The sequence below is a fragment of the Mycolicibacterium alvei genome (assembly GCF_010727325.1).
In the GTDB taxonomy this organism is placed as follows: domain Bacteria; phylum Actinomycetota; class Actinomycetes; order Mycobacteriales; family Mycobacteriaceae; genus Mycobacterium; species Mycobacterium alvei.
This window is the reverse complement of the sequence record NZ_AP022565.1, coordinates 4,377,965-4,393,646: the sequence shown is the minus strand read 5'-3', so window position 1 is coordinate 4,393,646 and position 15,682 is coordinate 4,377,965. Positions and strand designations below refer to the sequence as shown.

Genomic DNA, 15,682 nt, shown 5'->3' with positions numbered 1-15,682 from the left:
AGGGCGATTTTTGCGTCTGGGCGTGGGTGGAACTACAGGCGCTCGATGATGGTGACGTTGGCGGTGCCGCCACCCTCACACATGGTCTGCAGACCGTAGCGGCCGCCGGTGCGCTCGAGGGTGTTGAGCATGGTGGTGAACAGCTTGGCGCCGGTGGCGCCCAGGGGGTGGCCCAGCGCGATGGCACCGCCACTCGGGTTGACCTTCGCCGGATCGGCCTTGGTCTCCTTGAGCCAGGCCAGTACGACCGGCGCGAAGGCCTCGTTGATCTCGACGGTGTCAATGTCGTCGATCGACAGGCCGGTCTTCTCCAGGGCGTACTGGGTGGCCGGGATCGGGCCGGTCAGCATCATCACCGGATCATCACCACGGGCGCTGATGTGGTGGATGCGGGCGCGGGGCTTCAGGTTGTACTTGTTGACGGCTTCTTCCGAAGCCAGCAGCACCGCGGCGGCGCCGTCGGAGATCTGGCTGGCCAGCGCGGCAGTCAGCCGGCCGCCTTCGACCAGGGGCTTGAGCGAGGCCAGCTTCTCCAGCGTCGACTCACGCGGTCCCTCGTCGACGCCGAAGTCGCCGACCGGGATGATCTCGTTGTCGAAGTGCCCGGCCCGGATCGCGGCGAACGCACGCTGGTGGCTGTTGTAGGCGAACTCCTCCATCTCCTCGCGGGAGATGTCCCACTTCTCGGCGATCATCTCCGAGCCGCGGAACTGCGAGATCTCCTGATCGCCGTAGCGGTGCAGCCAGCTCTTGGATTCGTTTGTGGGCGAGGTGAATCCGAACTCCTTGCCGAGGACCATGGCCGAGGAGATCGGGATCCAGCTCATGTTCTGCATGCCGCCGGCCAGGATGAGGTCCGCGGTGCCGGACATGATGGCCTGGGCGCCGAAGGAAATGGCCTGCTGGCTGGAACCGCACTGCCGGTCGACGGTGACGCCGGGGACGGCTTCGGGGTAGCCGGCGGCCAGCCAGGTTAGGCGGCCGATGTTGCCGGCCTGCCCGCCGATGGCGTCGACGCAACCGACGATGACGTCGTCAACCGCACCCGGGTCGACGTCGACGCGGTCGAAGATGGCGCGGAACGCGTGCACGCCGAGGTCGATCGGGTGCACCTGCGCCAGCGAGCCGTTCTTCTTTCCGACCGGCGTACGCACGGCGTCGACAATGTATGCCTCAGGCATTACTGGTCTCCTTTGACAGTGGCGTTCCCGGCGGTGATTCCGCCGAGGACGATGGCGAGGTATTGCCGGCCGACCTCTTCGGCCGAAAGCGGTCCGCCCGGTTGATACCAGCGGACCGAAACCCAGGTGGTGTCACGGATGAACCGGTACACCAGGTCGACGTCGATGTCCTGACGGAACGAGCCGTCGGCGATGCCCTGCTGCAGGATGTCCACCCACATCTTGCGCTGTTCCCGGTTGCGCTCGTCGACGAAACCGAACTGTGGGATGTCGGAAAGCCGCTTGGCCTCATCCTGGTAGATGACCACCTGCGCATGCCGGTGCTCGATCGCCTCGAACGAGGCCATGAACAGACCGGTGAGCCGACCCAACGGGCTGGTCTCCTGGTCGAGGATCTCCAGGTACCGCGCGAACAGCCAGTCAAGGAAATCGCGGAGGACTTCCTCGACCATCTGCTCTTTGGACTTGAAGTGGTGGTAGAGACTGCCCGACAGGATTCCTGCGGAGTCGGCGATATCGCGGACCGTCGTCGCCTTCAGTCCGCGTTCGGCAAACATCGTCGCGGCAAGGTCCAGCAGCTCGTCGCGTCTGCTCGCCGGCTGGGCGGGGGTATCCGGCTCCATCGACCCAGCATAGCAACCAAGCGCTTGCTAGGTCACGTTCGGTGGCGATTGGTCACGCCGGTTGCGGCACACTCCCGACCGCCGAGGGTTCGAGGCCGGATGACGCGGGAAGTACGTCCTCGCGGCCGGCACTGCGGCGCGCCAACACCAGGGACAGCGCAGTGGCCGCCAGCAGCACCAGCAGCGCGACCACACCCGCCAGAGGCGATGTCGGCCAGATTCCGTTCAACAGCAGGATCGCCGAGACTGTGCAGGTCGGAATGCCGAGCAGGATCAGGAACCAGCCGGTGAAGTGCCCCAGATCGATCCGGCCGGCCTTGGCGATCCCAAGTCCCAAGAGCACGAAGAACAGCGTCCACATGATCGCCCAGGTCGCCCAGATCACGGCGAAAACCGGGTCGGTGCCGAGACTCTTGAGCGCGTAGTACGCCGCGATTGCCGCGACAAAGGTGCTGTACCAACCGAATCCGCGCGGATCGATGTCGAAGATCTGAATGAAGCCGAACCACAGATAGGTGAAGCCGAACAGGTAACTCGGCCAGGTCGCGTTGATGATGCCGGGATCGCCGTCCGACTGCACGAGAACCAGCGTCGGCAGCACCACCTGGGCCGCACCGACAAACAGATTGATCGGGGCGGCGCCGCGCCCGCTGACCAGACCGACCGAGACGAGTCCGTTGACGAACAGCGCCACGCCCACCAGAAGTAGCCCGACGTTTCCCATCAGCGGCTGACCCACTCCACGAGCTGGTCCGACGTGATGACCGGCGCGAAGAAGTTGTTGATCCGCTCGAAGGCGGCGCGCTCCTGGTCGGGGTGGGCAGTACCTGTCGCATCGCCGATCACGATGGGCAGCAGGCCGTGGTCACGCGCTGCCCGCGCATTGCCTTCGACGCACCAGTCGAGGTGGATGCCGGTGAGCACCACCACCTCGACCCGTTGCCGGTTCAGCGCACCGGGTAGGTCGGTGCCGACGAACGCCGTCTGCAGCGCCTTCTCGTATAGCTCGTTGTCACCGGGTTCGACGAGCTCGCGCAGTTCCCCCACCAGCTCGTTGTCCCAGGCGATCTGCTCCGGGGTCGCGTCGATGTGGCCGGTCCACCCGTCGTACTGTGCCTTGTCGAAATCGGTCTTCGGGTACTCGTCACGGAACACCGAGAACCCGATCCAGTTGAACGACACGAAATTCGGCGCCGACCGTGCGGCCTTTACCGCTTTCACGGTCGCCTCGAGGCTGCCACGGAAGGCATGGCCCTCCGCGTACTGAACCCCGCCCGGCTTGTACAGGGAGTTGGATTGGCTGATCGACAGGAAAGCCGCCGGCCGCGAGAGGATCTCACGGAAATCGAGCTGCTCCCACTGCTTGGCCAGCGGCGGAATCGACGCCCGGTTATGGGGCGGGTAGCCCAGCGCTTCGGGATCGAGCGCAACCGGCGCAAGCGGGGTGATTCGAGACAAGCTGTCGAGGGCGAGTGCGGTCACACGCGATACCTTCCGCCGCCGACGCCGATGTCGACAGCCTTTGGATCGGCGCGATTCTGGGATTCCTACCGGTAGGTCGGATACGACCAGTACGACGAGCAATACTCCGGCAGATCGGCATTCTCCGGACGGTCGGCGCTCCACCGCGACAGATTGAACTGGTACCACGGATCCGACTGAGCGCGGTGAGACTGCACGCATGAGCGGACATGCTCGGGCAACCGGGCCAGTGCCGGATCGATGTCGGACGACAGCCCGGACAAATATTCGGCGTCGAGCGCCCCCGTCTGCTCGAAGCGTTCGATGTTGCGGTCGACGATCAATCGTTCCGGGTTCAACGCGGCGAGGCCGAGCAGGGCCAGGACACCGGCCACCAGCACCGCCCGCGGCAGCCACCGACCGGTCATCCGGATCCCGGCGATCGCGACGAGTACGAACACCACGCCCAGCCATACCTCGGTGGTGATGACTATCAGCCGCTCGGTGCTGAAGCCGTACGCCTGCTGGTACAGCCACATCCGGTGGATCGACGAGATCACCACCACAATTGATGTGGCACAAAGAATTCCGACCAGTATTCGCACCAGCCGGCGGTCGGCAGCAGTGACCCTTCCCGCCACCCGAATCACCCCACTGAGCACCAGCAGCGTCAACGCGGACACCCACAGCAACTGCCAGAACCCCTGGCGCGCGTACTCGGCATACGTCAGCCCCTCGGTCTCCAGCACATGGGTGTGCCCGCCGAACAACACAGTGGCCTGTACCGCGACGAACGCGACGAACAGTGCGTCGAGCACTCCCAGCGGCAGCGCCCACTCCCACCGCGGGACCGGCTGCATGGGCGCCGGGGCCAGCGCATCCAGCCTCGGCGGGAACCGCACCAGGTATGCACCGCCCAGTACGAATGTCACCACGATGCCGAAGACGACTGCCCGTGCCGCGAAGTCGACGCCGCCGAAGGAGGGCACCAGGTTTCCGGCGAGGTGCGCGAACGCCGGGTCGGCGGCGGCGAACAGAGCGCCGAAGATCACCACCAGGCCGACGGTGAGTCCGGCCACCGCCGCCACGCGACCCAGGCTGGGCAGACCCGAGCGATCCGGTAAACAGGCCTTGACCGCCTGCTCCACCCAACCGCGCAACCGACCGAACAACACCCACGGAACGAACGGCCCGGTGAACACGGCAGTCCAGGTACGGCCACCGACCAGAGTGCACCAGCCGACGATCCAGGCGGCCGCCAGACACAGGCCACCCATCCACTCGGCGGCCAGCAGTGCAGGCACGGCCAGCAAGGCCAGCGTCAGACCGATACCCACCCATTCGGAACGGCTCGGCCGGCGCGGCGCCGTGCCGTAGACGACCCCGAAGACCAGCACACCGACCACCAGATAGCCGACGCTGAGCACGGACACCCGCCAGACCGCCGTGCCGACCAGTCCGGCGACCAGGGCCGACGCCAGGACCCGGCGTGGCGCAGCGGCCAGCGGGGCAAGCGGCCACACCCGGCGGGACCACACCGTCCAACCCGGCTCACCCTGGCGCGGCAGCGCCGGCCCGATCAGTGGTGCCGGCAATCCCGAAACCGTTGTCGTCATCGTGGCCTCTCCCCCGTCGCGGACTCAGGGATGCTGACCCTGATCCGACATCCCGTATCGGTGTCCATCACTTCGATGACACCGCCGTGCAATTCGACGGCCCACCGTGCGATCGCCAGACCCAGACCGGTGCCGCCGTCGGAGGTGGCACCACGGGTGAATCGTTCGAAAACCCGCTCACGTTCGGCGGGTGCGATGCCCGGCCCCTGATCGGTCACCTCGATCCGCAGACCCGATGCCTCCCGAGTCGCGAGCACCGTCACCCGGCCGCCGGCCGGACTGTGCCGAATCGCGTTGTCCACCAAGTTCACCACGACCTGCCGCAGCCGCGCCGGGTCCGCCACGGCCTTGAGGTCCGGCGGCGACACCTTGAGCGCCACGGACACGTCGGTGGCCGACACAGACACGTGTTCGACGGCCTCACGCAGGAACTCGTCGACATCGAACCTGCTGATCTGCAACGGAATTGCGCCACCTTCGACGCGCGACAGGTCGAGCAGATTGGTCACCAGCTCACCGAGGCGTTCGGTTTGAGACAGCGCCATCCGCATGGTCTCGGGATCGGGTTCGACGACCCCGTCCACCACGTTCTCCAGCACGGCCTGCAGCGCGGTGATGGGCGTGCGCAGCTCGTGAGACACGTTGCCGATCAACCCGCGCCGATACTCGTCGGCGGCCCCGAGGTCGGCGGCCATCTGGTTGAATGCCGTTGCCAATTGGCCGATTTCGTCGCGCGAGGTGGCGCGCACCCGGAGGCTGTAGTCACCACGGGCCATGGCCCGCGCGGCCGCGGTCATCTGCCGCAGCGGTGAGGTCATGCCGTGGGCGAGGAACTGCGTCAGGATCAGCGAGGTGGCGAGCGCGGCCAGCAGCGCATACCGGAACTGCCAGCTGGCGCCGACCCAGAACGTGAAGGAGGCCAACAGGATCGCCCCGCCCACCAACAGTCCGGTCTTGACCTTGAACGACGCGAACGGGTCCAGTGGTCTGGGTAGCCGGTCCCAGAACTCGGCGATGGCGCTCACCGTGGAATCTCCAAGGCGTAACCGACGCCGTGCACCGTGCGGATCAATTCAGATCCGAGCTTGCGCCGCAGCGCCTTGACGTGGCTGTCCACCGTCCGGGTCTCCACCTCCGACGCCCAACCCCAGACGTGTTCGAGCAGCGTCTCGCGGGGCACCGCAGCCCTGGGCCGCCCGGCCAGAAACGCCAGCAGGTCGAATTCAGTTCGGGTCAGGTGGATCTCCTGATCGCCCTGATGGACCCGGCGCTCGGTCAGGTCGATGCGGTAGTCACCGACCGACAACGGCTGATCACCGGCCGCCCGGTCCACCCGTCGCAACAGGACCCGTACCCGCGCCACCAGTTCGCGCATGCTGAACGGCTTGGTCAGGTAGTCGTCGGCGCCGATACCCAGACCGATCAGCATGTCGATCTCGTCGCTGCGCGCGGTCAGCATGAGCACCGGCACCACCCGCTCGGCCTGGATACGCCGGCACACCTCCAGGCCGTCGAAGCCCGGCAGCATGACGTCGAGTACGACCAGATCGGGCTGGGTCGTCGCAGCGGTTGCCACGGCCGAGGGTCCGTCGACCGCGGTCTCGACCTCGAACGCCTCCGCCCGCAGCCTGGTCGCCACCGCGGACAGGATCGTCGGCTCGTCGTCGACCACCAGGATTCGCTTCACGGATCTGAGCGTAAGCGCAGGTTGTGGCGCTTCTCGGCAGTCATTGTGAAGATCCGGTGGAGGAGACCGTCAGATGCGGAGACATTTGCATCCATTCCACCGTCGCGAGGCCGTTGCCGTCGATACACTCCCGCGCATGGCCATGAAGCCGTGGGACGGTGACCGACCCCAGACTCCACGTACGGTGCTCAAGCAGGACATCGTCTCGGCCCGCGGCTTGTCGTTCAACTTCGTCAGCGAACGGATATCCGCACCCACCGATTGGTGCAGCGTCGACGCCACCAACCACGTGATGTACGTATATCGGCACGGAGCCATGCGCTCAATGGAGACGCTGCTCGACTGGGGCCCCTCAGGACGTGTTCCGCCCAGCGCGGGAGACATCTGGTGGAAACCTGCCGGCCTTGCCTGCGCAGCACTGGTCCAAGGCGACACTGCGGGATATTGCGAGATCTCAATTCCTGGTCGTGCGATTGGCGATGCGGCTTTGATTCCGCGGGTCAAATATCGAAACCCGCTGATCCATCATCTCGTTGAGGAGATCTGCAGCGTTGCCGGTCGTGAGGACACGGTCGCTCGGTTACTCAAAGAATCTTCGGCAGAGACACTGCGACTGCTCATCGTCGACGCCCACACGCTAGGCCGGCAAGGAAAGCGCGACGAGCGTCGGTCTCTGGACGCCACCACTCAGGCGGCGATCGTCGAGTACCTGAACGACGGCTTGGACTCCGAGATCAGCGTGGACTCGCTGGCGCGGTTCGCCGGGATGCCCGTCGAAACATTCATCAAGGCATTCCGGCGGGCGTTCCACACCACCCCGTATCAATTCCTGTTGGATCGCCGCATCGAGCAGGCCAAGACCTTGCTGGTGAGCACCTCCTTGTCGATGACAGAAATCGGCTCTGCGGTGGGCTTTCCGAACCCGAGTCACTTTGCCGCCACGTTCGGACGTCGTGTCGGTCTATCGCCTCGCGCCTACCGCCGGTCAGTGCGATAGACCCTGATACAGGGCCGAATCCCGAATTCACCTCACCCCTACGCCGTCCCGAGCCATTAGATCGGAATCGTTGCGGATTGAAGTAATTGAAACGTGTTCCACAAGAATCGAAAAGTAGCCAAGAATTGAAAAGCTTTCTCAGCTGACTCTCAGATACCTTCGTCCGGTCACTGACACCTAGTGCCCTCGAAGGGGTTTTGATGCACAGAGCTCTACGTCCGTTCTCCACGGCTGCAATAGCCCTGACTGCGGCGAGCGTGGTCGCCGTCGCGCCTATTACGGCACCCATGCCGGAAGTCCAAACGCCGGCGATGTCGTCGGCCTCCGTACAACTCGCCGCCTCCACCTTCGTGGACCCCATCGCCCGCTGGAGCGAGGTGCTCACGACGACGCAGACAAATCTGCAGAGGATCGTCGACGCGGCATCCGCCAAACCGTTTCCAGTGCTGACTCAGGTCATCGAGAACCAGACGCGGTACGCGAACACAGTCGGCACCGCCCTGTCGTCAAGCGCTCAGGGCCTCTTCACGTTTGTAACTGGCAACGGCGCCGGCGACCTACCCACGTTACTCACAAAAGCCCAGGAGTCGCTCGCCGACGGCAATGTGAAAGATGCTGCACAACAGATCAGCTTCGCCCTCACGGCCATGGGCACCGCGCTCTTCCCGATGCTCTCGATGCTCTCGATTCCTGGCCAAATCACCCAGAACATCGCGAACGTAGCGAAGTTGATTGCGGCGCAGGGCTTGGACACCGGAATCATAGGCAAGCCCGCGTTTGGCTTGCTCAGTCTGGCGCAGAATATGATCGCCGTGACGGCCACCATCGCTCAATCCTTCGTTGATGCAGCAACTGCCGGTGACCCGATCGCCGCAGTCAGCACGATCGTCAACGCTCCCGCCGAGTTCACTGACGGAATGCTCAACGGGCAACTCATCATCCGACGGCCACCCTGGCCCCCGGCACGAGGTGTCGGGATCCTGACTAAGAGCGGATTCACCTACTGGTCCCCCGCCGAGGCTTTGTTCGTCAAGATTCCGCAGGCGATCGCGGCAGCGATCACCCCTCCCGCACCACCCACCGCCGTGGCAGCTTCCACAACCGACACGTCGCCCCAGCCGGACATTGCGGCCGTGTCGGCGCCCGAGGCTCCATCCGTGCCGACCGAGGCCGACACGGCCACGGATGACACCACCGAAGCTGCCGCTCCCGCCGCAGCGACCGTCAGTTCCAATGGCGCAACCGATCTTTCGGCCGGAAACAAGGCAGAACCCGGCAAGATCGGTACCACTTCAAGCCGGCCCGCCCAGCAGATCCGTACCTCGGTGGAGAGTGCGGCCAATGAAGTCAACAAGGGCCTCAACGACATTCGCCAGGGTATCGAGAAGTCGGTCACCGGACTGAAAGATCGAATCAGCAAGACGACCACCACTAGCGAGGCCAGCAGCAGCGCGAAGGACGCAACCGGTAGCTCCGACTCCGGCAGCGACAGCTAGCACCACACAATGCGGCCCCTGCCCGGAGTTCCGGACAGGGGCCGCATTGCAGGAACCAGATCAGGCGCGCTGGCTGGAAACCGAGATGACCTCGCCGGTCAGGTAGCTGGAGTAGTCGCTGGCCAGGTAGGCGATCGTGGTGGCGATCTCCCACGGTTCGGCCGCGCGGCCGAACGCCTCGTCCGAGGACAGCCGGTCCAGCAGGGCCGCATCCGCCGACTTCTCGAGGAACTTGTGCCGCGCGATGCTCGGCGAGACCGCGTTGATCCGCACGCCGTATTCGACGGCTTCGATTGCGCTGCAACGGGTCAGTGCCATCACGCCGGCCTTGGCGGCGGCGTAGTGCGACTGCGAGTGCTGTGCGCGCCAGCCGAGAACGCTGGCGTTGTTGACGATCACACCGCCGTGTTCGACGTCGCGGAAGTACCGCAGCGCGGCGCGGGTGGCCCGCATGACCGAGTTCAGCGTCACGTTGAGAACGCGATCCCACTCGTCGTCGGTCATGTCGACCAGCGGGGTCTCGCCACCCAGTCCGGCGTTGTTCACCAGGACGTCGAGGCGACCCATCTTCTCGACCGACCGGGCGATCAGCGCGTCGACCGCCTCGGTGGAGGTGACGTCGCAGACCACGGCCTCGACCCGGCCCAGGCCGAGCTCGGCGAGCTGGTCGCGGGTCTCGTTCAGTCGCCGCTCGTGGTAGTCGGACACCACGACGTCGGCACCCTCGAGCAGCGCGCGACGGGCGGTGGACGAGCCGATGCCGGTGCCGGCGGCAGCCGTTACCAGGACGACCTTGCCCTTCAGCAGGCCGTGGCCCTCAACCTCTTTGGGGGCGACTGAAAGGTCACTCATCCCTTTGCCTCTCGGGGTAGGCCGAGCACCCGCTCGGCGATGATGTTGCGCTGGATTTCGTTGGACCCGCCGTAGATGGTGTCCGACCGCGAGAACAGGTAGAGCCGCTGCCACTCGTCGAATTCGCCCTCGGGCAGCGTCAGCCCGGCCGTGCCCTGCACGTCCATGGCGATCTCGCCGAGTTCACGGTGCCAGTTGGCCCACAACAGCTTCGACACATTGTCCTGCCCGGGCTGCTCGACATCCATGGTCGCCAGGGCGTAAGACCGCATGGCCTGCAGGCCGGTCCACGACTCGGTCAGCTTTTGGCGGATCAGCGGATCGTCGGCCGCGCCGCTGCGCTTGGCCAGCTCGACGAGGTTCGAGTGCTCACGGGCGTAGCGGATCTGCTGACCCAGCGTGGACACCCCGCGCTCGAAAGTCAGCGTGCCCATGGCCACGCGCCAGCCGTCACCGGGCTGACCGACCACCAGCGAGGCATCGGTGCGGGCGTCGTCGAAGAACACCTCGTTGAACTCGGAGTCGCCGGTCAGCTGGATGATGGGCCGGATCTCGACGCCCGGCTGATCCAGTGGCACCAACAGATAGGACAGGCCGGCGTGCCGCTTGGAGCCCTTCTCCGTCCGCGCCACGACGAAGCACCACTGCGCCCAGTGCGCCAGCGACGTCCACACCTTCTGGCCGTTGATCACCCATTCGTCGCCGACCAGCTCAGCCGTCGTCGCCACATTCGCCAGGTCACTGCCGGCGTTGGGCTCGGAGTAGCCCTGGCTCCACAGCTCGGTGACGTCGAGGATCTTGGGCAAAAACCGCTGCTGCTGTTCGGGGGTGCCGTACTCGATGAGCGTCGGCCCGAGCAGTTCCTCGCCCAGGTGGTTGACCTTGTCGGGCGCGTTCGCGCGGGCGTACTCCTCGTAGAAGGCAACGCGGTGTGCGACCGACAGGCCGCGGCCGCCGTGCTCCACCGGCCAGCCGAGGCAGGTCAACCCCGCCGCGGCCAGATGCTGATTCCACGCCCGACGCTCTTCGAAGGCTTCGTGTTCACGCCCCGGTCCACCCAGGCCCTTGAGCGCTGCGAATTCGCCAACAAGATTGTCTGCGAGCCACTGCCGGACCTCGGCCCGGAACTCCTGGACCTCTATCACCCTTGTAGGCTAACCTACCAAGCACTTGCTTTGTTAGGGGAGTCGATGGCCAGGGCACACCACCCGCTCGCGGGGCAAGATCGCCGCACCGTTCCGGCGGTGCTGGACCGGGTTGCCGAGCAGTTTTCCGACCGTGACGCGCTGGTCAGCGATCATAAGAGCCTCACCTACTCGGAACTGCGCGCCCACGTACGCCAGGCCGCCGCGGCGATGATCGACCTCGGTGTCGAGCCCGGCGACCGAGTGGCGATCTGGTCTCCCAACACCTGGCACTGGGTGGTGGCCTGCCTGGCCACGCATTACGCCGGCGCGGAGATGGTGCCGCTGAACACCCGCTATACCGCCAGTGAGGCCACCGACATCCTGGCCCGCACCGAGGCCCCGTTGCTGATTGCCTCGGGCGAGTTCCTCGGTTCCGACCGCGCGTCCGAACTGGACCGCGAGGCACTTCCCGCGCTGCGACACATCGTGCGGGTGCCCGTCGAGAAACAGGATGGAACCTGGGACGAGTTCGTCGCCCGGGGCACTGACCTGGAAGCGGTCGACGCGCGTGCGGCCGCGGTGCAGCCCGACGACGTCTCCGACATCCTGTTCACCTCCGGCACCACCGGACGCAGCAAGGGTGTGCGCTGCGCCCACCGCCAGTCGCTCGACGGATCGGCCGCCTGGGCCGAGTGCGGACAGGTCACGAGCACCGACCGCTACCTGTGCATCAACCCGTTCTTCCACAATTTCGGCTACAAGGCCGGCATCCTGGCCTGCCTGCAGACTGGCGCGGCGCTGTACCCAGTGCTCACGTTCAAGCCCGAACAGGTGCTGAAAACCATTGCCGAACAGCGCATCACGGTGCTGCCCGGCCCGCCGACGATCTTCCAGACCCTGCTGGACCATCCCACGCGGGCCGACTACGACCTGTCCTCGCTGCGCTTCTCGGTGACCGGCGCGGCTGTGGTCCCGGTGGTTCTGATCGAGCGGATGCAGTCCGAGCTCGACATCGACATCGTTCTGACCGCCTACGGCCTGACCGAGGCGGCCGGCTTCGGCACCATGTGCAGTGCCGACGACGACGCCGTCACCGTGGCCACCACCTGCGGCAGGCCCATCGCCGATTTCGAACTGCGCCTCGCTGATTCGGGCGAGGTGCTGCTGCGCGGGCCCAACGTCATGCTCGGCTACCTCGACGACCCCGAAGCCACCGCGGCCGCGATCGACACCGAGAGCTGGCTGCACACCGGCGACATCGGGACGCTCGACGCCCGCGGCAACCTGACCATCACCGACCGGCTCAAGGACATGTACATCAGCGGCGGGTTCAACGTGTACCCGGCCGAGATCGAGCAGGTGCTGGCCCGGTTGGACGGTGTCGCCGAGACGGCGGTGATCGGTGTGCCCGACGACCGGCTCGGTGAGGTCGGCAAGGCCTTCGTGGTGCTCAAGCCGGGCGTGACGCTCGACGAGGCGGCCGTGATCGCTTACGCACGTGAGCATCTGGCGAACTTCAAGGCGCCGCGATCAGTTGAGTTTCTGGATGTGCTGCCGCGAAATCCGGGCGGCAAGGTGATCAAACCGGTGCTGCGCAGCAGAGGGACCCGAGAAGGGGTGCAATGGACCTGACATTCGACGACGAGACCGAGGCCTTTCGGGCCGAGGTCCGTGAATTCCTGACGGCCAATCGGGATTGGTTCCCGACGAAGTCATACGACACCCTTGAGGGTTTCGAACAGCACCGCCGCTGGGACAAGGTGCTTTTCGACGCCGGACTGTCGGTGATCGCCTGGCCCAAGTCCTACGGCGGCCGCGACGCCACCTTGCTGCAGTGGGTGGTGTTCGAGGAGGAGTACTTCCACGCCGGCGCTCCCGGCCGGGCCAGCGCCAACGGCACCGCCATGCTGGCGCCGACGCTGTTCGCCCACGGCACCGAAGAGCAGCTCCAGCGCGTGCTGCCGAAGATGGCCAGCGGCGAGGAGATCTGGGCGCAGGCCTGGTCCGAGCCCGAGTCGGGAAGCGACCTGGCCTCGCTGCGCTCGACGGCCACCAAGGTCGACGGCGGCTGGAAGCTCAACGGGCAGAAGATCTGGAGCTCACGCGCGCCCTTCGGTGAGCGCGGCTTCGGCCTGTTCCGCTCCGACCCGGAGGCACAGCGCCACAAGGGTCTGACCTACTTCATGTTCGACCTCAAGGCTCCCGGGATCACCGTCCGCCCGATCGCCCAGCTCGGCGGCGACACCGGTTTCGGCGAGATCTTCCTCGACGACGTGTTCGTGCCCGACAACGACGTGATCGGCGGCGTGCACGAGGGCTGGCGCGCAGCGATGAGCACGTCGAGCAACGAGCGCGGCATGTCGCTGCGCAGCCCGGCACGCTTCATGGCGCCGGCCGAACGCCTTGTCGAGCAATGGAAGTCCAACCCCGATCCGGTGTTCACCGACCGGGTTGCCGACGCCTGGATCAAGGCCCAGGCCTACCGGCTGCACACCTTCGGCACCGTGACCCGCCTGGCCAACGGCGGTGAACTGGGTGCCGAGTCCTCGGTGACCAAGGTGTTCTGGTCCGACCTGGATGTGGCACTGCACCAGACCGCCCTGGACCTGCAGGGACCCGACGCCGAGCTGGTTGACCACTGGACCGAGGGGCTGCTGTTCGCGCTCGGCGGCCCGATCTACGCCGGCACCAACGAGATCCAGCGCAACATCATTGCCGAGCGCCTTCTTGGCCTGCCCCGGGAGCCTAAGTGAATTTCGAGATCGACGAACAGCAGCGGGACTTCGCGGCCAGCATCGACGCGGCGCTGGGCGCCGCTGATGTCCCGGCCGCAGTGCGTGCCTGGGGCGAGGGTGACACCGGTCCGGGCCGCAAGGTGTGGGCACAGCTGGCCGACCTCGGGGTCACCGCGCTGCTGGTGCCCGAGAAGTACGACGGCATCGAAGCCCATCCGGTCGACCTCGTCGTCGCTCTGGAGCGGTTGGGGTACTGGGCAGTGCCCGGTCCGGTGACCGAGTCCATCGCCGTCGCACCGATCCTGCTGGCGAACGACGAGCGTTCCGGAGCGTTGGCCTCCGGTGAGCTGATCGCCACCGTCGCCATGCCGCCACAGGCACCGCGGGCCGTCAACTCCGATTTCGCGGGATTGACGCTGCTGGCCGCCGACGGTCAGGTCGGTGACGCGACTGCCGGCGCCGGCCACGATTCCGTCGACCCGGCCCGAAAGCTGTTCGACGTCACCGCATCCGGTGACACCCAGGCCGCCGACACCGCGCGGGCCTACGAGTTCGGTGTGCTGGCCACCGCCGCCCAACTGGTCGGTGCGGGCCAGTCGATGCTGGACCAGTCGGTCGAATACGCCAAGCAGCGCACCCAGTTCGGCCGGATCATCGGGTCCTACCAGGCCATCAAGCACAAGCTGGCCGACGTGCTGATCGCCGTCGAACTCGCCCGCCCGCTGGTGTACGGCGCTGCCCTGTCGCTGGCTAGCGGTTCGCCCGACACCGCCCGTGACATCAGCGCCGCCAAGGTGGCCGCCGCCGATGCGGCGCTGCTGGCCGCCCGCTCGGCGCTGCAGACCCACGGCGCCATCGGGTTCACCCAGGAACACGACCTGTCCCTGTCTCTGCTGCGTGTGCAGGCGTTGCGCAGTGCCTGGGGCGATCCGACCGCACATCGTCGTCGACTGCTGGAGGCCATCTCGTGAGTGAAGAACGGCAACTGCTGCGCGAAACCGTCGCCGCACTGGTGGACAAGCATGCCTCCCCTGAGGCCGTGCGCGCCGCGATGGAATCTGAGCGCGGCTACGACGAGAAGCTGTGGAGCCTGCTGTGCGAGCAGGTCGGCGCGGCCGCCCTCGTGGTCCCCGAGGAGCTCGGCGGCGCCGGTGGCGAACTTGCCGATGCCGCAGCCGTTCTCGAAGAGCTCGGCAAGGCCCTGGTGCCGACCCCGCTGCTGGGCACCACACTGGCCGAGCTCGCGCTGCTGGCCGTCGAAGATCACGAACCGCTCGAAGGCCTGGCCGAAGGCACCTCCATCGGCACCGTGGCCTTCGATGCCGACTTCGTCATCAACGGTGACGTGGCCGATGTCGTCATCGCCGCTGACGGGGAGAACCTGACCCGCTGGACCACCTTCACCGCCACCCCCAAATCCACCATGGATCTGACCCGCCGGCTGTCCGCGGTGATCCCCGGTGACACCGTCGTCCTCGGAGCCGATCCCGGCCTGGCCGACACCGCAGCCCTGCTGATGGCCGCCGAACAGATCGGCGCCGCGTCGCGCTGCCTCGATCTGACGGTCGCCTACACCAAGGACCGGGTGCAGTTCGGCCGCGCCATCGGCAGTTTCCAGGCGCTCAAGCACCGGATGGCCGACCTGTACATCAAGGTGTCCTCGGCGCGTGCCGTCGTCAACGACGCCATCGCCGCCCCGTCGCCCGCCAATGCGTCGCTGGCCCGCTACTTCGCCAGCGAGGCGCTGTCGGCGGTGGCCGCCGAGGCCGTCCAGCTGCACGGCGGCATCGCGATCACCTGGGAAAGCGACATCCAGCTGTACTTCAAGCGGGCCCACGGCAGCGCCCAGCTGCTGGGCCCGCCGCGCGAGCACCTCCGCCGACTCGAGGCTGAAGTCTTCTAGCCTG

Annotated in this window: 15 protein-coding genes; 6 read left to right on the top strand and 9 right to left on the bottom strand. The window is 66.3% G+C overall.

Features of this window, described 5'->3' with window-relative positions:
- Nucleotides 1-32: 32 nt before the first annotated feature.
- From fadA6 to G6N44_RS20980, 7 genes are all read right to left on the bottom strand, one after another.
- Nucleotides 33-1,181: a steroid 3-ketoacyl-CoA thiolase FadA6 gene (gene fadA6, locus G6N44_RS21010; protein ID WP_163667126.1), complete on the bottom strand. Its 1,149-nt coding sequence runs from the start codon at nt 1,179-1,181 to the stop codon at nt 33-35.
- On the bottom strand, nt 1,181-1,804 hold the full coding sequence (gene kstR2 / locus G6N44_RS21005; protein ID WP_163667123.1) for a TetR family transcriptional regulator KstR2: 624 nt from the start codon (nt 1,802-1,804) through the stop codon (nt 1,181-1,183). The genes fadA6 and kstR2 overlap by 1 nt, the downstream gene beginning before the upstream one ends.
- A gap of 52 nt (nt 1,805-1,856) precedes the next feature.
- Nucleotides 1,857-2,528 carry an AmiS/UreI family transporter gene (locus G6N44_RS21000; RefSeq protein WP_163667120.1) on the bottom strand — a complete coding sequence of 224 codons (672 nt, stop codon included), beginning with the start codon at nt 2,526-2,528 and terminating at the stop codon, nt 1,857-1,859.
- Nucleotides 2,528-3,286 carry a cysteine hydrolase family protein gene (locus G6N44_RS20995; protein WP_163667117.1) on the bottom strand — a complete coding sequence of 253 codons (759 nt, stop codon included), beginning with the start codon at nt 3,284-3,286 and terminating at the stop codon, nt 2,528-2,530. The genes G6N44_RS21000 and G6N44_RS20995 overlap by 1 nt, the downstream gene beginning before the upstream one ends.
- Nucleotides 3,287-3,351: 65 nt before the next feature.
- On the bottom strand, nt 3,352-4,881 hold the full coding sequence (locus tag G6N44_RS20990) for a DUF4153 domain-containing protein (RefSeq protein ID WP_163667114.1): 1,530 nt from the start codon (nt 4,879-4,881) through the stop codon (nt 3,352-3,354).
- A complete protein-coding gene (locus tag G6N44_RS20985; RefSeq protein ID WP_163670209.1) occupies nt 4,878-5,897 on the bottom strand; it encodes a HAMP domain-containing sensor histidine kinase in 1,020 nt (339 codons plus the stop codon). The genes G6N44_RS20990 and G6N44_RS20985 overlap by 4 nt, the downstream gene beginning before the upstream one ends.
- A 5-nt stretch (nt 5,898-5,902) precedes the next feature.
- The gene (locus G6N44_RS20980) at nt 5,903-6,568 is read right to left on the bottom strand and encodes a response regulator transcription factor (protein WP_064899236.1); all 666 of its coding nucleotides are present in this window, start codon (nt 6,566-6,568) and stop codon (nt 5,903-5,905) included.
- A gap of 136 nt (nt 6,569-6,704) precedes the next feature.
- On the opposite strand from G6N44_RS20980, the gene G6N44_RS20975 reads away from it, so the two are divergent.
- Both G6N44_RS20975 and G6N44_RS20970 read left to right on the top strand, forming a co-directional pair.
- Nucleotides 6,705-7,565, top strand: coding sequence for a helix-turn-helix domain-containing protein (locus G6N44_RS20975; protein ID WP_066900007.1), 861 nt, complete (start codon nt 6,705-6,707; stop codon nt 7,563-7,565).
- A gap of 287 nt (nt 7,566-7,852) precedes the next feature.
- Complete coding sequence (locus G6N44_RS20970) at nt 7,853-9,061, top strand: hypothetical protein (protein WP_163667111.1); 1,209 nt, start codon at nt 7,853-7,855, stop codon at nt 9,059-9,061.
- A 60-nt stretch (nt 9,062-9,121) separates the two neighbouring features.
- On the opposite strand, the gene ipdF is transcribed toward G6N44_RS20970, so the two are convergent.
- Both ipdF and ipdE1 read right to left on the bottom strand, forming a co-directional pair.
- Nucleotides 9,122-9,913, bottom strand: coding sequence for a (5R,7aS)-5-hydroxy-7a-methyl-1-oxo-2,3,5,6,7,7a-hexahydro-1H-indene-carboxyl-CoA reductase (ipdF, locus tag G6N44_RS20965; RefSeq protein ID WP_047036207.1), 792 nt, complete (start codon nt 9,911-9,913; stop codon nt 9,122-9,124).
- The gene (gene ipdE1 / locus G6N44_RS20960) at nt 9,910-11,058 is read right to left on the bottom strand and encodes an acyl-CoA dehydrogenase IpdE1 (protein WP_163667108.1); all 1,149 of its coding nucleotides are present in this window, start codon (nt 11,056-11,058) and stop codon (nt 9,910-9,912) included. Before ipdE1 ends, ipdF begins: the two co-directional genes overlap by 4 nt.
- Nucleotides 11,059-11,103: 45 nt before the next feature.
- On the opposite strand from ipdE1, the gene fadD3 reads away from it, so the two are divergent.
- From fadD3 to ipdE2, 4 genes are read left to right on the top strand one after another with little or no spacing between them, the layout of a single operon-like run.
- Nucleotides 11,104-12,672, top strand: coding sequence for a 3-((3aS,4S,7aS)-7a-methyl-1,5-dioxo-octahydro-1H-inden-4-yl)propanoate--CoA ligase FadD3 (fadD3, locus tag G6N44_RS20955; protein WP_163667106.1), 1,569 nt, complete (start codon nt 11,104-11,106; stop codon nt 12,670-12,672).
- The gene (locus G6N44_RS20950) at nt 12,663-13,793 is read left to right on the top strand and encodes an acyl-CoA dehydrogenase family protein (protein WP_163667103.1); all 1,131 of its coding nucleotides are present in this window, start codon (nt 12,663-12,665) and stop codon (nt 13,791-13,793) included. The genes fadD3 and G6N44_RS20950 overlap by 10 nt, the downstream gene beginning before the upstream one ends.
- Nucleotides 13,790-14,746, top strand: a complete 957-nt coding sequence (locus G6N44_RS20945) for an acyl-CoA dehydrogenase family protein (RefSeq protein WP_163667100.1) — start codon at nt 13,790-13,792, stop codon at nt 14,744-14,746. The genes G6N44_RS20950 and G6N44_RS20945 overlap by 4 nt, the downstream gene beginning before the upstream one ends.
- Nucleotides 14,743-15,678, top strand: coding sequence for an acyl-CoA dehydrogenase IpdE2 (gene ipdE2 / locus G6N44_RS20940; protein WP_163667099.1), 936 nt, complete (start codon nt 14,743-14,745; stop codon nt 15,676-15,678). The genes G6N44_RS20945 and ipdE2 overlap by 4 nt, the downstream gene beginning before the upstream one ends.
- Nucleotides 15,679-15,682: the final 4 nt, after the last annotated feature.

Coding starts and splice junctions, on each gene's coding strand:
- ipdF (WP_047036207.1), bottom strand. CDS start 9,913: ATGAGTGACCTTTCAGTCGCCCCCAAAGAGGTTGAGGGCCACGGCCTG.
- fadA6 (WP_163667126.1), bottom strand. CDS start 1,181: ATGCCTGAGGCATACATTGTCGACGCCGTGCGTACGCCGGTCGGAAAG.
- G6N44_RS20990 (WP_163667114.1), bottom strand. CDS start 4,881: ATGACGACAACGGTTTCGGGATTGCCGGCACCACTGATCGGGCCGGCG.
- G6N44_RS20950 (WP_163667103.1), top strand. CDS start 12,663: ATGGACCTGACATTCGACGACGAGACCGAGGCCTTTCGGGCCGAGGTC.
- G6N44_RS21000 (WP_163667120.1), bottom strand. CDS start 2,528: ATGGGAAACGTCGGGCTACTTCTGGTGGGCGTGGCGCTGTTCGTCAAC.
- kstR2 (WP_163667123.1), bottom strand. CDS start 1,804: ATGGAGCCGGATACCCCCGCCCAGCCGGCGAGCAGACGCGACGAGCTG.
- fadD3 (WP_163667106.1), top strand. CDS start 11,104: ATGGCCAGGGCACACCACCCGCTCGCGGGGCAAGATCGCCGCACCGTT.
- G6N44_RS20970 (WP_163667111.1), top strand. CDS start 7,853: ATGCCGGAAGTCCAAACGCCGGCGATGTCGTCGGCCTCCGTACAACTC.
- G6N44_RS20975 (WP_066900007.1), top strand. CDS start 6,705: ATGGCCATGAAGCCGTGGGACGGTGACCGACCCCAGACTCCACGTACG.